The sequence below is a fragment of the Alkalihalobacterium sp. APHAB7 genome, assembly GCF_048323755.1.
Lineage (GTDB): Bacteria > Bacillota > Bacilli > Bacillales > Bacillaceae_F > Alkalihalobacterium.
Window position 1 is genome coordinate 1 of sequence record NZ_JBLWFS010000038.1, and the last position, 20,902, is coordinate 20,902.

Here is a 20,902-nt window from a genome sequence, read left to right on the forward strand (position 1 = left end):
AATTTGCATTTCACTCGTTTATCAGTGAGAGGCAAAGAGAAGGTGAAAAATGAATTAGGGTTTGCGTTCATGGCGGTGAACTTGAGAAAGTACATCGCTAAGTGCAGTTAATCAGGCAATAGATCCGAAGGATCAGCCCAAAAAAGCTCCGAACATCGTTTTTTGATGCTCGGAGCTTTTTTATGACTATTTTGGACCAGTTATGTCCCAGCCTTTTTCCATTAATGGTATTTAAACATCTCACTAGTTCAATCTTGGAACATCATACTTTCTAATTCCCTTGATGTAACTTTGTTGTATGTTGTATTTTGCCTAAGAGCAGCATACAAATGGGAGCTATTATCGTTACAAGCCCAATAACCATAAACGCCATTCCCCAATTAAATTGATCGAGGAAGAATCCAAAAACAATAGGAGAAAAAATAGTTACCGTAAAGCCTAGAACAGATTGGACTCCAAGAGCCAGAGCGATTACATCAGGGTCAGCTACTTCTGTTATCGATACATTATAAATAGGAGAGTCAGCCACAATGGTAAATCCATAGACTACTGCTAATAGAAGCATAAGTATGATTGGAAGTTGCACCGACCAACCAATAGCTATGGAACAAAAGATACTAATGATTAGAAAAAATGTTGCAGCTTTCACCCGACCGATTGAATCTGAGACTCTACCGCCAATATATGTAGCAATACCTCCTATCATAATGACTAAAGCACCGGCAATGTTACCGAAGCGGATCGCAGCTTCTTGTTCAAACCCTTGCTGGAGAAAGTAATATACGAGAAAAGGCCCAATCCATGCCCACATCGCATACAATTCCCAACAATGACCAGCATAACCGCCATTCACTAGTAGATTAGGTTTTTTAAATACGTTCTTTATTTTCTTAAGATCAAAAGCACTTCCATTACTAGTAGGCATTGGTGGAACTTTAACAAAAAATGCAATCAAGCTAGCGATTAAGCAAAATGTAGAGGTAATAAATACAACACCTTGCCAACCAATTATTTCAATAAACAGCCCAGAGACGAGTAAGGAAAAACCTGAACCAACAACTAATGAACCTACATATACGCCAAGAGCCTTACCTCTTTCGTGAGCAGGAAATAACTGCGATAAAATTCGCATGCCAGGTACATAAATTCCTGCAATTCCGATACCACTTATTGTCCGTAAAATGAGAGTAGACCAAAAACCCTGTGCAAAAAAGCTCAATAAGATACCAGCCGTTCCAGCAATTAAGGCTCCATAAACAAAAGATTGTTTTGGATCATACTTATCACTCATAAAGCTATAAAAAAGGATAGCAATGACATAACCGAGGTGGAAACAAGCAATGATAACGCCAGACTGTGTTGAAGTTAATCCCCATTCACTTTCTACGACTGGGAGTACGGCAGAAAAATTAAACCACACTTGCATCGCTAAAAATTGAGCGATTGAAAGTAACCAAAGTATTTTATATGGATTCATGCCCGAGCCACCTCTCATAGTGTCCATTATAGTATAAATAGGAAAAGAGTTTAATAGATATAAAAGGTAAGTAGGATTAAATGTACAAGTTAGAGGAACGTCTAATTAGTCTAGTTAACCAAATGACAATTCTATTGTATAATAGACAACGTAGATTTTAAAACTTGAAAGTGAGTGTTCATTATGGGTCGTAAATGGAATAACATTAAAGAGAAAAAAGCGGCAAAAGACAAAAATACGAGTCGTATTTATGCAAAGTTTGGGCGTGAGATTTACGTGGCTGCAAAACAAGGTGAGCCTGATCCAGAATCTAACCAAGCTTTAAAAGTAGTTCTTGAGCGTGCAAAAACATATAGTGTACCGAAGACAATTATCGATCGAGCGATTGAAAAAGCGAAAGGTGGTTCAGAAGAAACTTACGATGAACTACGTTATGAAGGCTTTGGACCAAATGGATCAATGATTATCGTCGACGCGCTAACAAATAACGTAAACCGCACAGCAGCTGAAGTCCGTGCTGCGTTCAAAAAAAATGGCGGGAATATGGGCGTTAGCGGTTCGGTATCTTATATGTTTGATGCAACGACAGTTATCGGTGTTGAAGGAAAAACAGCTGACGAAGTGTTAGAATTATTAATGGAAGCGGATCTCGATCCACGAGACATTTTAGAAGAAGAAGATACAGTCATTGTTTACGCTGAACCTGATCAGTTCCATGAAGTACAGGAAGCGTTTAAAAATAACGGCATTACAGAATTTAATGTTGCTGAACTAACGATGCTTGCACAAAATGACATTACTCTTCCTGAAGATGCACAAGAACAATTCGAGAAACTAATGGATGCCCTAGAAGACTTAGAAGATGTCGGGCAAGTGTACCACAATGTTGATTTAGGTGAATAAATAACTAACTAACACTAATAAGCTTGCCTTTCTGTATGATGAGTATCTCCTTCGTACAGGGAGGGAGCTTTTTTTGTAGAAGTAGTATAGATAGTAACTTTGTATTAAAATGAGGTCCTTTTCCAATAACATAGGATTGACCTGGTGTTTCCAGTAAAAGGAGGGAACTAATTAAAAGCTCGATCATCCTTTTCAAAAGGAAAATCGAGCTAAAATTTTTGTTGGAACTTATGTTTTGTCTAGCCGCGATTATTTACTTCATAAATCGCAAACTTTAAGTAATCTCCTTCTTCGGCGCTGAGCAGTTTAGGGTGATCATAGCCTGCACCGCTCCAGTGAATTTGGCGGAGAACTTTGCGTGCATCAAATGCTGCTTCTTGGACCATTTCTTCAAACATATGCCCATGGACATGGAAAGAGCAACTTGCTGTAACAAAATAACCTCCATCACGAACGAGTTTTAATCCATTTAAGTTGACGTCTTTATAGCCTCGTATTGCTTTCTTTACAGCATGACGTGATTTCGCAAAGGCCGGCGGATCAATGATAACCACATCAAACTCGGTTCCTTTTTGAACTTCATCACGCAAGTAATCAAAGGCATTAGCAACAACAAAATCTACATTAGAAAAGCCATTAAGACTTGTATTTTGCTTTGCTGTTGCAATTGCATGGTCGGAGATATCAACGGCTGTAACATGCTTGGCGCCATACTTGCACGCATTTAACATAAAAGAGCCAGTGTGAGTAAAACAATCGAGAACTGTTGATTCTGGAGTAATAAGCGGTTGGATCGCTGCACGATTTTGACGTTGGTCAAAGAAGAAGCCAGTTTTTTGACCGCCCTCAATATCAACAATATATTTCACACCATTTTCTTCAATTTCGATCTCAGTAGGTCCTTCTCCGTACCAAAACCCTTTTTCTTGTTCTAATCCTTCCAATTCTCTAACGTATACGTCGTTTCTTAAGTAAATCGCTTTAGGTTTAAAAACTTCTAGTAAAGCCTCTAAGATAAGCTCTTTTCTTACTTCCATGCCTAGAGCCATATTTTGAACGACTAATGTGTCTTCATATTTATCAACTATTAACCCTGGCAAAAAGTCCGCTTCGCCATAGATCGCACGGCAAGAACGTACATTTGGAACAAAGCGTTCACGATATGCCCACGCTTTTTGGACTTTTCGATAAAAGAACGCTTGATCAATAGCTTCGTCTTTTTCGTAAGACAGAATGCGAACAATCATTTGCGAATTCGGATTAATAAAACCTTTTGCTAAAAAGAAATTTTGATGATTATAGACATCAACGATATCTCCTGGTTGGTAGTCTCCTTCAATAGAAGCGACCTCACTCTGATAAACCCATGGATGCCCTTGTTCTAGTCGTTTTTTTCGCTTGCGATTTAAAACTACTTTTGCCACATTCTCAACTCCAATTTTTCCTGGTGATTGAACTCGTTTTCAGTATAGAAACTGGTGGGAGTTCACGATATGTATTATCTTGTCTATCATACATAATTGTATGTTCATTTACAATAAAGGGCACATGGTATTAGAATGAAGAAACCCTTACATGGACTTAATTAGCATTGACAAGAAAAGGGAACATAATAAAGACTAAGTACTTGCAGGTTTGTTTATGATGACAAAACGTAAAAAACATAAGAGGTCCAGCCAACATGATAAATAAATACTCCAAAGTAAATTACAAGTGCAAAAGTTAAAGTTTGTTTGACTAGACGACTAGAAAAGGCATAGGGAATAGCAATGAGTAACATGACAGGCAGTATAATTTTTATAACATAAAATAAAGGTATACTTGTGTAGTAGACTGAATTCATGATGGGATTTAGTTCTGTAATTACAGCGTGACGTAAACCCAAATCGGTAAATATCGCATCAGCAATTGACAATAGTAAGAGACAAAAGGTTATGAGGTATGGCTTTCGATTTTTAAGGATATGTTGAAGCACGTGAAACAACCTCCTGGATGTTCTTAATAAAGAATATTGTTCTGTATTAAGAATACAATGAAGGGAAAAGATAGGGAAGGAAAAGCAATAAATTATTAAAGATTAGTCCATCTGGCCTATTTTACTTCAGTTTTAAAAAACGAATATATTAATAGTATGCTCTTGTTCATAAATGTAATTCATTGCTGCGTATAGGTTTTGGTAGGTAAATAAAATTAATTGTTGAATCAAAAAAGAGGCTGACTTATAAGCCAGCCTCTGAAAGTATATTATTAATAAGTTTTTATCGTACTACTCTAGTTTTTTAAATCTTCAATCGAGTCAATATCCATATATGCTGGAACAACTAGACCAATTTTTGCACCGTCTAGGTTTGCACCAAGATCAACAAAGTCTTCTTTGAAGTCTTCATAGTAAGACTCATGAGTTGCTGGAAGCCATGCTGCTACCATAGCATCTGCACTACCTGTTGCAACTGCTGTAAACATTGGACCTGGCTCCATTGACATTAATGTTACATCATAACCGATAGATTCAAGAACGGCACCAATCATGTGTGTAGACGCAATTTCAGAGTCCCATGCTACGAATGCTAGTGTAATCGCTTCGCCATCAACTGCATCAACACCATTTGTCCACTCAGAAACGATGTCTTGATTTCCTTCAATCCAAGCAGCTGCTGCATCAGCAGGTTCAGCACCTTCGTTCACTTCGACCATGATTTCTCCCATGTGATCAGGTGTCCAGTAGAAGTTATCTAATACTTGGTACGCTTCAGGTAAGTCAGCATTTAAACCTTCACGAACGATCGTGTGGATGCTTTCGGCTGCACCGAATACACCTTCAGGATCTTCTAAGTATTTTAAATCATATGCAGCAAACTTCCAATGTGGTGTCCAACCTGTTACAACAATCGCTTCTTCTCTTTCAATGGCAGCATCTAGTGCACTAGTCATCGCTGCACCGGAACTAGGTTGTAATTGATAGTCATCTAAACCATAAGTTTCGATAGCATTTTCTGTTGCTGCCATAATACCAGCACCTGCATCAATCCCTGTGATAGTAAAGTCTAGTTGCTCTCCTACCGATACTTCTTCTGTTACAGCACCATCGTTGCTATCGCCAGTTGGTGCTTCTTGACTAGCATCTTCTGAGCCACAACCTGCAGCTACTAATGTTAAAGATAGACCAGTAGCTATTCCTAACCTTTTTAAATACTTTTTCATTTTGACCCTCTCCTTTTGTGTTTTATCTATGTCATCTCTAGTTAAAGAGTGACGAGCATTAGCTTAATGTGTTGTTCCTTTTTGACGGTTAAAGCTTTGGGTTAAGCGATCGAGAATAATGGCCAATATAACGATGGCGATCCCTGCTTCAAACCCACCGCCTGCATCATTTCTACCCACGGCATAGTACACTTTTGTACCAAGTCCCATCGCTCCAATCATCGAAGCGATAACGACCATTGATAGGGCAAGCATAATGCTTTGGTTGACACCAGCCATGATGGTTGTCTTGGCCATCGGTAGTTGAACTTTAAATAGCTTCTGTGCCGGAGTTGAACCGAAAGCATCTGCAGCTTCTACTAATTCAGTCGATACTTGTCGAATCCCTAAGTTCGTCAAGCGAACGGTAGGAGGCATAGCAAAAATAACAGATGCGACGACACCAGGTACCATTCCAATTCCAAAGAACACAACAGCGGGAATTAAGTATACGAAAGCGGGCATTGTTTGCATAAAATCTAATATAGGCTTGAAAATACTATCAACTACTTTGTTTTTCGCCATCCAAATTCCAAGGGGAATCCCAAAGATGACAGAAATCATTGCACTCGTTAGCACGAGAGATAGTGTAAGTAACATATCTTGCCAGAACCCTAAATTATCAATTAAGAATAACCCTAAAAAGACAAAGATAGCTAAGCCCCATTTTCGTTTAGTAACAAAATAAGCGATCGCTGTTAATACTAAAATAAATATCCAACTTGGAAGCAAACTAAGTAAAAATTCATTTACATCGACTAAAAAACGAATGGCTCCAGTAATGGCAGCGAAAAACCACTCTGCATTTTTTAACCAATCTACTAAACTATCAATCCAATCAGCTAATGGAAGCTTCGGTAATTGATCCATTTAAATTCACCTCACTTCCTGATAAAGCTGCAAGAACTGCGCCTCTTACAATAATTCCTTTTAATTTGTTGTCATCGACTACAGCGATAGGAACTGGACTTGTAGATGCAATATCCATCAAGTCATTTAAGGCGGTCGTAGAAGTGACTTGAGGAACATTTTTCTCGACAATTCCTTCTAAGCTATTATTATTTTCTTTTACAAGTTTGGACACTTGATCTGCATGAACAATGCCAAGTAGTTCTTTATTACGTTTCGTAACAAAAATACTCGAAATTCCAGCTTCCTTCATACGTTGAAGCGCTACTCGCGGTCCATCTTTCTCGATGTTAACTGCTTCTGGGCGCATCATAACGTGCTGTGCTGTAAATACTTTGGAACGATCAACATCCTCAACAAATCGTTCTACGTATTCATTTTCAGGGTTTGTTAAGATTTCTTCTGGCGTACCAATTTGAATAATTGCCCCGTCTTTCATAATCATGATGCGGTCACCGATACGCAGTGCTTCATCGAGATCATGAGTGATGAAGATAATCGTCTTTTTCATTTGTTCTTGTAAATCGAGAAGTTCATCTTGCATATCTTTACGGATAAGAGGATCTAGTGCTGAAAATGCCTCGTCCATTAACAAAACATCAGGATCATTCGCTAACGCACGAGCCAAACCAACACGTTGCTGCATCCCACCAGAAAGTTCACTTGGATATTTGTCCTCATATCCTTTAAGACCTACAAGCTCTAGAGAAGTTTGAGACGTTACTCTTCGCTGCTGTTTTGGGATGCCTTGTACTTCTAAGCCATATTCAACATTTTCTAATATTGTTCGAAAAGGAAAGAGGCCGAACTTTTGAAAAACCATACTCATTTTACTTCGTCTTACTTCACGTAATTTTTTCTCATCCATTTTCGCTAAATCCTCACCATCGATCCAAACACTTCCATCTGTTGGTTCAATGAGTCGGTTTAGTAAACGGACAAGTGTTGACTTACCACTACCGGAAAGACCCATAATTACAAAGATTTCACCATGTTCAACTTCAAAGCTTGCTTTATTCACACCTACTGTCATATTGGTTTCTTTTAATATCTCATCTTTTGATTTCTGTTGATTTAACATGTCTAAGGCTCGTTTTGGCTTTTTACCGAAAATTTTCGTAAGCCCTTCAACCTTAATTTTTGACATCTTATTTCACCTCTTTGTGTTTACTTCAATTATTTCGAATAACGAATGAGTGCTGACTTTATAACTATACTCCTCCTTTTTTACCAGATCAAACCTTATATTTGGTATGTTTAGTTCAAAAAGTTTGTAAAGTTTAAACTGTACAAAATATATTACTAAAATACGCCTTATTTCTAACAAATGCGAACAAATGCTACATAAAAGCATAACTTTTATGTTTTTCCGTTCTTTGTTAATATGGGAAGTGTGAATTGGAGATAGAAAAGGAGAAGACTATGAGTCAACAGGAAGAGTGGAAAAAGTTAGAGCGGTATCGTACTCGTTTTATCCAAGAGATTTCAAAAAATATGTATTTATATGGAATAACTCCTTCAGTAGGACGTTTATATGGAACCGTATTTTTTGCTGATGAACCATTAACATTAGATGAAATGAGTAAAGAGCTTGGAATGAGTAAAACAAGTATGAGTACTGGTATTAGAAATTTGTTAGACTCTGATATGGTCGAACGAGTTTGGCAAAAAGGAGTAAGAAAAGATCTTTATCAGACAGAAGAAGACTGGTATAAATCTTTTTCTTCATTATTTGTAAACCGCTGGCGTACAGCTGTTGACGATAACCTTGAAGCAGGTGTCGAATTAGGTCGTGCATTAGATGAATTGTATGCTGAAACAGAAGACGTAATGTTAAAAGAAGTTATTGAAATAGACCGAAAAAAACTTGAAAAAGCGAGAAGTTATTATGAATGGCTCGGGCAAGTAATTGAACTATTCGAAAGTGGCAAGATTTATGATATTGTCCCTAGACCAAAAAAAGACTAAAAAATTGCTGGTTGTTACCTTTTGGTTCAATCAGCTTTTTTTGCGTATATCTTATCTGTTAAGTCTTGCTGTTTTAAAATTATTACACCATACCCCCCTAAATTATTGTAAAATTTGTTAATATAAACAATAGTACATATACAAGAAGTGAGAGGGGAAATCAATGAGTAAACAGATGAAGATAAGTGGTATTATTGCACTGTTTGTTACGTTGTTTTTACTAGCAGGCTGTTCAGAAGAGCTGCCGACACCAGAAGATGCATTAAGTGAATTTGCAATGCATTGGGAAGAAGGAACCTACGATTTAATGTATGAACTTCTTTCAATACAGGCAAAAAACTTGATTTCTAAGGAAGAGTTTGTAGAAACGTATAGTAAAAACTATAGTGAAATACAAGCAGGAAATATAGTGGTAACAACACCTATCAGAGATCCTGAAGATGAAATTACAGAAGATATGACAGAGGCGGTCCTTGAATATGAGCTGGAGCTCGATACAATTGCAGGTAATCTTCATTTTCATTCTGCTGTTGACTTACAATTAGAAGAAACAGATGAACTAAAACAGTGGAAAGTCAATTGGACACCAGCGATGGTAATACCACATCTTGAGCAAGGAGATCAAGTAAAAGTAAGAACATTAACTCCAATACGCGGGGAGATCGTTGATCGAAATGGAGAATTTTTAGCAAAGAATGGACAGGTTGTTCAGATTGGGCTTGTACAAGATCGTATGGAAGGGCTAGAAGAATATACGATTAGCGAATTAAGTAAACAAATTGACGTGTCTGTTGAGGAGATTGAAGCAGCACTGGATCAATCGTGGGTAAGACCTGATACATTTGTCCCAGTTAAAACAGTTCCAAACGAACAAATGGAATTTGCTAAAGAGTTACGCGCCATCTCTGAAGGTGTAACATACTTACCTGTTCCTGCAAGGGAATATCCTCTAGGAGAAGCGGCAGCTCATTTAATCGGGTATATTACACCGATAACAAAGGAACTTTTAGAAAAACATGAAGATAAGGGATATACCTCAAATTCTTTAATTGGTCGGACTGGTCTTGAAAGTTTATATGAAGACGAACTAAGAGGTGAAAACGGCGCAGTCATTTCTATTGTAGATGAAGGTGGAAACGAGAAGGACATTCTAGCTAAAAAAGAAGCTGTTGATGGAAAGACGTTACAACTAACGATCGACGGTGAAGTACAAGTTTCAATTTATGAGCAGTATAAAAAAGATAATGATGCAGGAACTGGTGTGGCATTACATCCGACATCGGGAGAAGTTTTAGCGTTAGTAAATGCTCCGGCTTATAACCCCAATGAATTTGTAATCGGAAGTGTATCTGAAGCCAACTTTAGTGAAGATGAACATAGACCTTTACTCAATCGTTTCACTCAAGCATATGCACCAGGGTCAACAGTAAAATCAGTAACTGCTGCAATTGCTCTTGAGAATGGCTGGGATTCTGATGAAAAGCGAAAGATCGACGGTTTAGGTTGGCGGAAGGACGATTCATGGGGGAATTATGAAGTAAGACGTGTAAAAGATCCAAATCACGATATTGACTTAACCGATGCTCTCGTGTATTCCGATAATATTTACTTTGCCCAAATGGCTGTCGAGCTCGGTGATAAAACTGTAATAGATGGCTTGCAATTATTCGGATTTGAAGAGAGTGTTCCTTTTAAATATCCATTAACGACATCTCAGATTGCTAATGACGGTATAAAGACAGAAGTCGATTTAGCAAATACAGCCTATGGTCAAGCTGAAATGTTAGTAAATCCTTTGCATATGTCCTTAATGTATACTGCTTTTATAAATGGAGGAAACATTCCAAAACCGGTACTTTTCACGGATGAAGATCCGGAAATATGGAAAGAAGGCGTTATAAGTAAGGACTACGCTAATCGTATTCTTTCTGACCTGTCGCAAGTGATTGAAAGTCCAAACGGTACGGCATCTAATGCGAAGATTGATGGTATGCCGCTTGCAGGTAAAACGGGTACGACTGAATATAAATTAAGTCAAAATGAAGAAGGGAAAGAGTTTGGATGGTTTATTGCTATGAATACCAATGATCCTGAATTACTTGTACTAATGATGATTGAAGATGTTGAAGGTGGCAGCGGGTACGTCGTTCCGAAAGTAAAAGATGTGTTTTTACAAACATTAAGATAGTGAAGTCACTGAAAGGATTTCTCATGTGAGAAGTCCTTTTTACTTCATAATATGAATAGATAAATGATCATTTCGTTATAATAAAATAACCCTTAGCAACGCTAAAATGATAGCTGCAACACTTAGTCCGGTCCCAATAGTCCATTTGACAATTTTTAAGTGGATCTCCTTCGTTTTATTTTTTACCTCTGTTTCTGTTGTAAATTCTTTTTCAGTTAAAATTTTATCAACGGTCAATGCAACCTGTTCATTTGTCATGTACTTATTTTCTTTCATTTGTTCATCTATAATTACTTTTACATCATTCTCATCGGTTTTTTTTTCAATAACCTTGGATAATGCTTCCACTTCCTGTTTTAGTTGATCTATTTTTTCATTTAGTAATATCATTTCGTTCTGATTTTTCTCCATTGCTATCCCTCCTCAGTCTTCGCTAATATATTTTATTTGTAGGAAGACCGTATGGTATGGACAAAATACTCAGGAATTTTAATTTTTCATGTATGAAGTTTTGATTTTTGAGAAAAATAACTACGGGAACTGAGTGAGACGCAAAAGTAAAAAGGGAGATATCCTTTATTATGATTACTTCGATCTCAACCCAATAATAAAAATTTTAGAATGAGGTGTAGGTCATGGCTAACAACAATAACCGTAACAACAGAAACAACAACAACAATAACAACAACAACGAATTAAACATCGACAATGTAAACACTGAGTTTGCAAATGAGAACGATGCACAAGATTTCAACAACCGTAATAACAACAATAACAACAACAATAACAACAACAATAACAACAATAACAACAACTAACGTACAAGAAATCGTTCATTTCAGGTACGTATTCAATATCACTTTCTAAAAGGAGACGTTCACTTTGGATCAGCAATGTTTTTATTGTAACGGTGAACTAGAAGAGACTAACTTCCAATACGCTTCTTTTATTCAAGATAGTGATCTTGTTGAACATCCGCTTTGTAGTGAATGCTACAAGGAGTGGCTTGTAGGAATTAAAGGTTAACCGAGAGAGGCCTAAGTATAGGCCTCTTTTTTCTGTTTTCAACATAAAAAGAGCACAAGTGAAATAGTTTTATTGTAAGGGATTACAAAGAAGATATTAAAAAAATGGAGGGAATTAATTTGTAGCGAGGTGTAGCCCATGAAACGAATTCATTGTAGTGACCTTTCAATAAAATTAGATAAACAGCAATTAGATCGATTGATAAAAGGGGTACTGAGTTTAAATTATAGTATCTTTTGGGGGTTTGACTCAGGGAAGATGATTTTAAACATTTATTCCGCACTAGGAAATCATACACTGACAATGATGAAACATAAGACCTTTCTTGAGATCATTGAAGTTGACATAAAGACAGAAAAAATGCTTCAAACGATTGATCAATTTGTCCCTATATCGCTAGAAATTAATAGAAAGAAGCAAGAAGAGCGAACAAAGAAAGAGGAAGATATTTACCGACGTATTGATAAGTATTTATTAGAATTAAGCGATTTCTTAAAAAGTGGAGACGAAAAAACGGCAGAGCAGATAAAATTAAAGTTGGCTCATCTAAATAGAGAGTTATTAAAACTAAAACAAGATTCATCATGAATATGTATTTCCGTCTTTACGCACTGTATACAGTGCCTTTCTTTTTGGCTGCAGATAGAATGGGAGAAGCTCTTTTAGAAATGAAGGAGCTAAAACATACTATCAATTATTAATGACCAATAGAAAGATAAGGGGTGTCTAGAATCTTTTAATTGGTATATATTAGAATAATAGTTGGTATCTACACTGAAAAAGATTTTAAAAGGAGTGGGGAGAATGAATGAACAACACAATCTAACCGTTATAAAAAATACGAACCGTAAACAGCGAGTGGCTGAAGAACAATTAGCTTTTGGTAAAGAATTTACAGACCATATGTTTGTGATGGACTATTCAACTGAAAAAGGTTGGCATCATCCTCGCATTACTCCATATGAACCAATTACTTTAGACCCAGCAGCGATGATTTTTCATTATGGACAAACTGTTTTTGAAGGGTTAAAAGCTTATTCCACAGAGGATAATCGTATATTATTATTTCGACCTGAAAAGAATTTTCAACGTATGAACCGGTCAAGTGAACGTTTGAGCATCCCTCTACTAGATGAAAAACTTGTTCTAACTTACTTAGAAGAGTTGCTTCGTATCGATAAAGAATGGGTACCAACAACAGCGGGATACTCCCTTTATATACGACCATTTATTATTGCAACAGAACCCAATCTCTCTTTAGCACCATCAAATACATATCAATTTTACATTATTTTATCACCAGTCGGGTCATATTACCGTGAAGGAATTCATCCCGTAAAAATCTTCGTAGAAGAAGAGTTTACAAGAGCTGTTCGTGGGGGGACAGGAATGGCAAAAACCGCTGGAAATTATTCAGCAGCCTATATTGCTCAACAAAGAGCAACTGATAAAGGATACTCTCAGGTGTTATGGCTTGATGGAGTAGAGAAAAAATATATAGAAGAAGTAGGAAGTATGAATGTGTTCTTTAAAATGGGAGAAGAAGTAGTCACTCCGCTCTTGAATGGAAGCATTTTAGAGGGAATTACGAGATTGTCGATTATTGAACTGCTAAAAGATTGGAACATTCCGGTTGTTGAAAGAAGAGTTTCAATTGAAGAAATTTTTCAAGCGCATAAGGAAGGAATATTAGAAGAAGTATTTGGCACAGGTACAGCTGCTGTTGTATCACCAGTCGGCGAGCTGACATGGAATGATCAGCAAATGACTATAAATAATGGGCATACAGGGAAACTTTCTAAAAAGTTATATGAAACTTTGACAGCTATTCAAACAGGGAAGCGGCCAGATCCTTATGGTTGGACGGTGGAAGTAAAAGAATAAATGTTGTTGGGGCTGACTCTATAAGTCAGCTCTTTTTTTTATAGGATGGTTAAGAAATCTCGTGATGAGATAGTCGAATATCAGTTTGAAAAACAAAAGATATGGACGAAATATTAGAATTGTTTGTAATTTTTGTAGAATCAGGTTAGCCAATATAGTAAAATAACCATAATATAGTGATAATTTCGAAGTGAATTTATCAATTATGAAAGGTTTTGGAAAAGATGAAACTAAAAACAAAACTTTATTTTGGATTTGGCGCCATTCTCTTCATTATTGTTATTCTCAGTGCCAATGTATACTACACGATGAATCAACAGAAGGATAATATGAATTCGATCGTTCATGAAAACTATGAACGAGTTAAGCTTATTGAATTGCTTCGAAATGAGATTAATACGACAGCAAGAGAAATTAGGGAACTTCTGTTGATGAGTGACGACATCGTGATTGAAGAACATATTCGTGCTATCCAAAAGTCAAGAGTCGATACAGCAGATTTATTTGCTCAATTGGATGTAATGCCCTATTCCGATCCAGAAAGTAAACAAATTGTTTCAACATTACATGACTTAAGTAATGCTTACTTTACAGTTATTAGTCGGGCAATCGAACATACCTTAGAAGGAAATACTCAACTAGGGATAAGAGAATTAATTGATGAAAATCGTGATATGAGAAGCCAGATCGTTGTCGGATTTGATCGTCTAAATGAAATAGAAGAAAAAGCAATGAGCACAGCGTTAGCTAGTATTGAGAGTGATTTTCGGAATACGGTAATTTTTTTATTTTCACTTTTTATAGTTGCAGCTATCATTGTTATTGGAATTACGATTTCTGTCGTCCGTAGTATTACGAAAAGCATTTATAAAGTTCGCGATGTAATAACGAGTGTCCCAGGACATGTAAATGAAGATTTACCACGTATTGAGGCTATTTCTGAGGATGAAATTGGTGATATTGCAAAAGCGTATAACGAAATGGCCCATGCTTTAGAGGATTATTCTAAGCAAGAAAAGGAATTAAAGAAATATCTTGAAAATGAGAATTGGATTAAAACAAAATACGCAGAAATTATGACTAAATTTCAGGGCTTGCAAAATATCGAGCGCTTTGGTGAAATGTTCATTTCAAAAGTGGCATCATCCGTTGAGGCTACGTACGGTACCGTTTATTTAAAAGAAGAGGGTGAACTGAAACAAATTGCGGGTTATGCATTAAGCCAAAATGGAAAAGTTGGGGAAGGAACGTTTAAGGTCGGACAAGGTTTAGTAGGGCAATGTGCTCAAGATAACAAGATAATAAAAATTGATAAATTACCAGTAGATTATATTTCTGTTAAATCAGGTTTAGGAGAGTCGGCCCCAACCTCTTTAGTACTCCTTCCTATTGAAATAGAAGATGAAGTTCTTGGTGTTTTAGAATTAGCTAAATTTGAAAGGTTCACTTCTTTACAATTAAAGTTATTAAAGCAAGTTAGCGAATCATCTGGAGCAATCATAAATCGAATTATTAATCATATGCAAATTGAAAAACTCTTAACCGAGTCACAAACATTAACTGAAGAACTACAGACTCAATCGGAAGAGCTTCAGCAGCAACAAGAAGAACTAAGACTTACAAATGATCAGTTACATGAGCAATATAAAAATTCAGATGAAAAAACAAAAGAGCTAGAAAAAATCAAAATGGACTTAGAAGAGAAAAATCGTGGCATTGAATTAAGCTCAAAGTATAAATCAGAATTTCTTGCTAATATGTCTCATGAACTTAGAACGCCTCTCAACAGTATGTTGATTTTGTCACAGATTCTTTCTGAAAATGGTGAAGGTAATTTAACAGAAAAACAAATTGAGTATGCTTTAACAATCCATTCTTCAGGAAGTGATCTTCTTGATCTAATTAACGATATACTTGATCTATCAAAAATTGAATCTGGAAAGATTGATATTTACCCTGAACAAGTGCTTTTGAATGATGTAAAAGGTTTTGTTGAGCGTCAATTTAATCCTGTTGCTCGTCAAAAAGGCTTGAATTTTAAAATTACAATCGCTGAAGATGCACCAAAGATTATTTTTACGGATGATCAACGCCTAAAACAAATCTTGAAAAACTTATTGTCAAATGCCTTTAAATTCACACAAAAAGGTTCGGTTGAACTTCGATTAAGTAAAGGTAGAGAAGACGTTAGGTCTAAGATTGTCTTTTCTGTTGTTGATACTGGTATTGGTATCCCGAAAAGTAAGCAACAAGATATTTTTGAAGCGTTCTTCCAAGGGGATGGAACAACGAGCAGAAAGTTTGGTGGGACAGGTCTTGGATTGTCAATCACCCGTGAACTATCACAACTTTTAGGCGGGTATGTAACGATTGAAAGTGTCGAAGGGAAAGGAAGTATTTTTAGTCTTCACATACCGGATTATTACGGGCTTTCAGAGATCCAACAAACGGTAATGGAAGAAGTGGCGGCATCACAGGAAAATAATGTGCTTATTGTGGAGTCTAATCACCATACAGAATTAGATAAGATTGAGGTGCCTGCTGTAAACGAAGAGCAGAATAAAGAACCGTTTGAAGATCGAGTGGTCCTCGTTGTCGATGATGATATGCGGAATGTATTTGCGTTAACAACAGCTCTTGAAATGCAGAATATGAAAGTGTTGTTTGCAGAAAACGGGAGAGAAGCTCTTGAAATTTTAAATAGTGACACGTCAATTGATATCGTTCTTATGGATATTATGATGCCAGAAATGGATGGATATGAAGCAATGAAGCGGATTCGTGAAATGAAGGAATTTCAAGAGCTTCCAATCATTGCTTTAACGGCAAAAGCGATGAAAAGCGATAAAGAAAAATGTATTTTAGCTGGTGCATCAGACTATATTAGTAAGCCAGTTAATATGGACCAGTTACTATCACTAATCAAAGTATGGATATATAAGTGAGGAAAAAATGACAATGGAAATTTCTCTAGAAGACGCTGATTTAGATGTGGAAAGAATAGAGATTGAATTATTACTAGAAGGTATTTATCGTCATTATGGATTTGATTTTAGAAATTATGCATACTCTTCGGTAAAACGAAGAGTATGGCATCGGGTCCGTGCTGAACATCTAAAAACAATTTCTGAATTACAATCGAAAGTGCTACATGACCCAGTCGTCTTAAAATGTTTTCTAAACGACTTATCTATAAATGTGACAGAGATGTTTCGTGATCCAAGTTTCTTTAAAGCATTCCGAGAAAAAGTTATTCCATCTTTACGTGATTTACCGTTCATTCGTATATGGCATGCGGGGTGTTCATCGGGGGAAGAAGCATATTCTATGGCCATCTTATTACTTGAAGAAGGATTATTTGATAAAACAAAAATATATGCTACTGATATGAATGAAGACATTTTAGAAAAGGCGAGAGAAGCAAGAATACCGTTAAGCTATATGCAACTTTATACGAAAAACTATCAGCAAGCTGGAGGACGTAAGGAGTTTTCAGAATATTATACAGCACATCATGACTTCGTTCTTCTGCGACCTATGCTTAAGAAAAATATCGTATTTGCCCACCATAACTTAGTCACAGATCATTCCTTTAATGAATTTCATGTGATCATATGTCGTAACGTGTTAATCTATTTTAATACTTCATTAAAAAATAGAGTTTATGAACTTTTTTATCATAGTTTAAGTGATGGTGGTTATTTAGGCTTAGGAAATAAAGAGACACTAACTACTGGTGACACTTCACACTTCTATCAAGAAATCGATAGGGATGAGAAGATATACATTAAAGGGGCTCCCAAAAAACGCTAACTGCTAGCCATAACCTAAATTCTAGACACGATGGCCGAAGAACATAAAACTACTAAGGAAACTGAGGGATAAAGATATGGTGAATGGGGAGAAAGTAGATATACTGTTAGTAGATGATCGACCTGAAAACCTTATTGCACTAGAAGCTGTTCTTGCGTCACCTTCCTATAATCTTATTAAAGCTGACTGTGGGGAAGAAGCTTTAAAATATGTCTTACAATATGATTTTGCAGTAATTTTATTAGATGTACAAATGCCAGGGCTAAATGGATTTGAAACGGCTGAATTAATTAAACAACGGAAAACCTCAATGCATATTCCAATCATTTTTATTACCGCATTAAGCAAAGCATCTGAACACGTTTCTAAAGGGTACTCAGCGGGTGCAGTTGATTATATCTTTAAACCATTTAATCCAAGTTTATTACGAAGTAAGGTAGAGGCGTTTGTTGATTTATATAGAAATAGAAAAGAGATTGAAGCACAACGGAATGAATTAGAAATACAGACCGCGGATTTAAAGCAAAAGTATTTGAACTTAGAAGTGATCATCGCTGATAAAACCAAAGAGTTACTCTTAGCAAATGAAGAATTGCAAGTTTCTCAAGAAAGTTTTCGGAAAATATTTCATTGTAGCCCTAACTTGATGTCCATCCGGTCGCTATACGATAAAAGGTATCTACAAGTAAACAAAATATGGTCTGAGGTTATTGGGTATGAATTAGAAGAATTAGAAGGTGAACTCGATAATTTATTGCAGATTGAACCGGAAGCATCAGAGGAGTTTAGCAATGATATACATTCTTTAGATTTACATGATGGATTATACAATGAACAAGTAACGTATGTTACGAAGAACGGAGAAACAAGAGATGGTCTACTTTCTACAGAACAAGTGTATATCAACGGTGAGCCCTGTATTATAAGTGTGATAACGGATGTGACAGAGTCGGTAAAAATGCAAAAAGAAATTACTCGTTTAGATCGGTTGAATTTAGTTGGAGAAATGGCAGCTGGGATCGCTCATGAAATACGTAATCCGATGACGACAGTACTTGGCTTTTTACAACTTTCAAAAAAACAACAAGAATATCCTACCCCAATCGAGTATATTGACTTAATGATTGGTGAATTAGAGCGAGCAAATGGAATTATTACAGAGTTTCTGGCGTTAGCAAAAGATAAAGCAACAGATCCTCGTCTTGAAAATTTAAATGGAATCATTTATGCATTACACCCATTGTTGCAGGCCGAGGGGATGTTAGGAAATAAAAATGTTAATCTGGATTTAGAAGACGGCCCTCTATTATTCATTGACGAAAAAGAAATTAGGCAACTTATATTAAATATTGCTTTAAATGGACTTGAAGCGATGCCTTTAGGTGGACAACTTACGATTCGTACTTATGTTGAAAGTGACAAAGCCATATTAAAAATTATCGATGAGGGTCCAGGGATAGAACCAGACGTACTAAAAAATATCGGCACACCTTTTTTTACTACAAAAGATAAAGGGACAGGTCTAGGTTTAGCGATATGTTACAGTATTGCAGCGAGGAATCGAGCTAATATCGAAATTGATACGAGTGAAAAGGGGACGACGTTTATCGTAACTTTTCAACAAAGCATGCGATTATGTAAAGACCCCGAGAATACTACAAATATATAGTTTTACTACAAAACATAATCCATGGGGTTATGTTTTTTTGTTGTTGTGTACCATACAGTTGAAAAAGAAAAATTCATAGATTGGTTAAAGAACGTTAAAACTATCATGGAAATGAAATTAAATTGGTATGGGATAACTTAAAAAAGGATTGAGGTACTAAGTATGGATGTAGTGACAATTGGTGAAACAATGGCACTCTTTACACCAGAAACTTCGGGATTGATGCGATATGCTCATACTTACTCTCGTAAGTTTGGGGGATCTGAATCGAATGTAGCTATTGGGTTAACCCGGTTAGGGCATCGCTCGGGCTGGATTAGTCGAATAGGGGACGACGAATTAGGAAAAGCAATGGTCTCGTTTATTCGAGGTGAAGGTGTTGATGTTAGTGAAGTTCAAGTTGAAAAAAGTGCTCAGACAGGAATTTACTTTAAGGAATTACGACGTGAAGACGATGTCAGGGTGCTTTACTATCGTAAAAACTCAGCTGCGAGTCGAATGTCTAAAATTGATTTGAACGAAGAATATATTGCTCAAGCAAAATATCTTCATATTACAGGAATTACACCGGCTTTGAGTGATAGTTGTTATGAAATGTTAAAAGAAGCTGTTCATCTAGCAAAGCAAAACCGAGTAACTGTTGTTTTTGATCCGAATTTAAGAAAAACACTATGGTCTGAAGAAAAAGCGAGACAAGTACTAATTGAGTTTGTAAAGGAAAGTGATATCGTTCTTCCTGGTATTGCGGAAGGGAAATTTTTATATGGAGTAGACGATCCGCAACAGGTAGGGGAACGCTTTTTGGAAGATGGTCCAACAACCTGTGTTTTAAAGTTAGGACCAAGAGGGGCTCAATATTTTACAAGAGAAAAGACAGAATTTGTTCCGAGTTTTACAGTAAAGAAGGTTATTGATCCAGTTGGCTCAGGCGATGGTTTTTGTAGTGGATTCTTGTCAGGGCTGTTAGAAGGACTTTCTTTATATGATGCTGTAAGACGAGGTAACGGGGTAGGTGCTATGGTCGCAATGGTAAACGGTGATGTGGAAGGTCTCCCTGATAAACGTGACTTAGAGCTATTCATAAATGAAACAGACAAAGATGATGTCAATCGATAATGGAGGTTGATCACTTATGGGTTACTTAGATAGGATCAAAGAAAATGGGGTTGTGGCAATTATTCGTGGTGCTGACCCTAAAAATATTTTACATATTGCTAAAGCCCTTCATGAAGGCGGAATACAAACATTAGAAATAACGGTGGAGACCCCAAAGGTTATGACTTTAATTGAGTCGGTTCGTACCGAATATCCAGATTTAATTGTAGGTGCAGGAACAGTTCTGGATCCGGAAACGGCTCGAGCAGCAATTCTGGCCGGTTCTCAATTTATTTTTTCTCCAACTGTGAACGAAGAAACAATTCGCTTAACGAAAAGGTACGGTGTTATTAGTATCCCTGGAGCATTAACACCAACGGAAATTTTAACAGCGTATGAACATGGTGCGGATGTAATTAAAGTTTTTCCTGCTAACATTTATGGTCCGGGCTATTTAAAGGATGTGCATGGACCGTTGCCGCATATTCCACTGATGCCTACAGGCGGGATTGACTTACATAATGTTGGAGACTATATTCAAACTGGGGCAGTTGCTGTAGGTCTAGGCAGTGCTCTTGTTAACACGAAGAAAGAAATGACTGACGAGTATTTCGAAGACTTAACGCAAAAATCAAAATCATTTGTAGAGGCTGTCAGGAAAGCGCGAGAAGTGTAAAGGTGAGGAAAAATGAGAGAATATTGAAGAAACCACTAGGAATGTTCCTAGTGG

19 protein-coding genes are annotated in these 20,902 nt (G+C 36.7%); 12 read left to right on the forward strand and 7 right to left on the reverse strand.

Translation table 11 applies throughout. From position 1 onward, the window contains the following. Window positions 1-271: 271 nt before the first annotated feature. The gene (locus ACNSTQ_RS21405) at window positions 272-1,477 is read right to left on the reverse strand and encodes an MFS transporter (protein ID WP_418201785.1); all 1,206 of its coding nucleotides are present in this window, start codon (window positions 1,475-1,477) and stop codon (window positions 272-274) included. A gap of 183 nt (window positions 1,478-1,660) precedes the next feature. Between ACNSTQ_RS21405 and ACNSTQ_RS21410 the strand changes: the two genes are divergently transcribed. Then, window positions 1,661-2,380, forward strand: coding sequence for a YebC/PmpR family DNA-binding transcriptional regulator (locus tag ACNSTQ_RS21410; protein ID WP_418201786.1), 720 nt, complete (start codon window positions 1,661-1,663; stop codon window positions 2,378-2,380). Window positions 2,381-2,619: 239 nt separating this feature from the next. On the opposite strand, the gene ACNSTQ_RS21415 is transcribed toward ACNSTQ_RS21410, so the two are convergent. From ACNSTQ_RS21415 to ACNSTQ_RS21435, 5 genes are all read right to left on the reverse strand, one after another. Continuing rightward, window positions 2,620-3,804 carry a class I SAM-dependent rRNA methyltransferase gene (locus tag ACNSTQ_RS21415; protein ID WP_418201787.1) on the reverse strand — a complete coding sequence of 395 codons (1,185 nt, stop codon included), beginning with the start codon at window positions 3,802-3,804 and terminating at the stop codon, window positions 2,620-2,622. Between the two features lie 215 nt (window positions 3,805-4,019). Further along, window positions 4,020-4,355: a DUF5658 family protein gene (locus ACNSTQ_RS21420; RefSeq protein WP_418201788.1), complete on the reverse strand. Its 336-nt coding sequence runs from the start codon at window positions 4,353-4,355 to the stop codon at window positions 4,020-4,022. Window positions 4,356-4,651: 296 nt separating this feature from the next. Beyond that, on the reverse strand, window positions 4,652-5,581 hold the full coding sequence (locus ACNSTQ_RS21425) for a glycine betaine ABC transporter substrate-binding protein (RefSeq protein WP_418201789.1): 930 nt from the start codon (window positions 5,579-5,581) through the stop codon (window positions 4,652-4,654). Between the two features lie 63 nt (window positions 5,582-5,644). Beyond that, on the reverse strand, window positions 5,645-6,490 hold the full coding sequence (locus tag ACNSTQ_RS21430; protein WP_418201790.1) for an ABC transporter permease: 846 nt from the start codon (window positions 6,488-6,490) through the stop codon (window positions 5,645-5,647). Further along, window positions 6,459-7,676 carry a quaternary amine ABC transporter ATP-binding protein gene (locus tag ACNSTQ_RS21435; RefSeq protein WP_418201791.1) on the reverse strand — a complete coding sequence of 406 codons (1,218 nt, stop codon included), beginning with the start codon at window positions 7,674-7,676 and terminating at the stop codon, window positions 6,459-6,461. The genes ACNSTQ_RS21430 and ACNSTQ_RS21435 overlap by 32 nt, the downstream gene beginning before the upstream one ends. A gap of 275 nt (window positions 7,677-7,951) precedes the next feature. Here ACNSTQ_RS21435 and ACNSTQ_RS21440 point away from each other — a divergent pair, with 275 nt between their 5' ends. Both ACNSTQ_RS21440 and ACNSTQ_RS21445 read left to right on the forward strand, forming a co-directional pair. After that, window positions 7,952-8,497, forward strand: a complete 546-nt coding sequence (locus ACNSTQ_RS21440; RefSeq protein ID WP_418201792.1) for a GbsR/MarR family transcriptional regulator — start codon at window positions 7,952-7,954, stop codon at window positions 8,495-8,497. A gap of 163 nt (window positions 8,498-8,660) precedes the next feature. Then, on the forward strand, window positions 8,661-10,685 hold the full coding sequence (locus ACNSTQ_RS21445) for a penicillin-binding transpeptidase domain-containing protein (RefSeq protein WP_418201793.1): 2,025 nt from the start codon (window positions 8,661-8,663) through the stop codon (window positions 10,683-10,685). Window positions 10,686-10,760: 75 nt separating this feature from the next. On the opposite strand, the gene ACNSTQ_RS21450 is transcribed toward ACNSTQ_RS21445, so the two are convergent. After that, complete coding sequence (locus ACNSTQ_RS21450; RefSeq protein ID WP_418201794.1) at window positions 10,761-11,096, reverse strand: hypothetical protein; 336 nt, start codon at window positions 11,094-11,096, stop codon at window positions 10,761-10,763. A 224-nt stretch (window positions 11,097-11,320) separates the two neighbouring features. Here ACNSTQ_RS21450 and ACNSTQ_RS21455 point away from each other — a divergent pair, with 224 nt between their 5' ends. The 9 genes from ACNSTQ_RS21455 (at window position 11,321) to ACNSTQ_RS21495 (ending at window position 20,848) form a co-directional block, all read left to right on the forward strand. Next, window positions 11,321-11,503 carry a hypothetical protein gene (locus tag ACNSTQ_RS21455; protein WP_418201795.1) on the forward strand — a complete coding sequence of 61 codons (183 nt, stop codon included), beginning with the start codon at window positions 11,321-11,323 and terminating at the stop codon, window positions 11,501-11,503. Window positions 11,504-11,567: 64 nt separating this feature from the next. Beyond that, on the forward strand, window positions 11,568-11,711 hold the full coding sequence (locus ACNSTQ_RS21460; RefSeq protein WP_418201796.1) for a hypothetical protein: 144 nt from the start codon (window positions 11,568-11,570) through the stop codon (window positions 11,709-11,711). A 138-nt stretch (window positions 11,712-11,849) separates the two neighbouring features. Next, window positions 11,850-12,299, forward strand: a complete 450-nt coding sequence (locus ACNSTQ_RS21465) for a hypothetical protein (protein ID WP_418201797.1) — start codon at window positions 11,850-11,852, stop codon at window positions 12,297-12,299. 216 nt (window positions 12,300-12,515) lie between these two features. Then, on the forward strand, window positions 12,516-13,595 hold the full coding sequence (locus ACNSTQ_RS21470; RefSeq protein ID WP_418201798.1) for a branched-chain amino acid aminotransferase: 1,080 nt from the start codon (window positions 12,516-12,518) through the stop codon (window positions 13,593-13,595). 224 nt (window positions 13,596-13,819) lie between these two features. Then, window positions 13,820-16,540 (forward strand): response regulator, encoded by a 2,721-nt coding sequence (locus tag ACNSTQ_RS21475; RefSeq protein ID WP_418201799.1) that lies wholly within the window; start codon window positions 13,820-13,822, stop codon window positions 16,538-16,540. A gap of 7 nt (window positions 16,541-16,547) precedes the next feature. Next, window positions 16,548-17,408 (forward strand): CheR family methyltransferase, encoded by an 861-nt coding sequence (locus ACNSTQ_RS21480; protein WP_418201800.1) that lies wholly within the window; start codon window positions 16,548-16,550, stop codon window positions 17,406-17,408. A gap of 76 nt (window positions 17,409-17,484) precedes the next feature. Further along, window positions 17,485-19,077, forward strand: coding sequence for a response regulator (locus ACNSTQ_RS21485; protein ID WP_418201801.1), 1,593 nt, complete (start codon window positions 17,485-17,487; stop codon window positions 19,075-19,077). Window positions 19,078-19,239: 162 nt separating this feature from the next. Continuing rightward, the gene (locus ACNSTQ_RS21490) at window positions 19,240-20,193 is read left to right on the forward strand and encodes a sugar kinase (protein WP_418201802.1); all 954 of its coding nucleotides are present in this window, start codon (window positions 19,240-19,242) and stop codon (window positions 20,191-20,193) included. Between the two features lie 16 nt (window positions 20,194-20,209). Beyond that, entirely contained in the window at window positions 20,210-20,848 is a 639-nt protein-coding gene (locus ACNSTQ_RS21495; RefSeq protein ID WP_418201803.1) for a bifunctional 4-hydroxy-2-oxoglutarate aldolase/2-dehydro-3-deoxy-phosphogluconate aldolase, read from the forward strand. The last annotated feature ends 54 nt before the right edge of the window (window positions 20,849-20,902 follow it).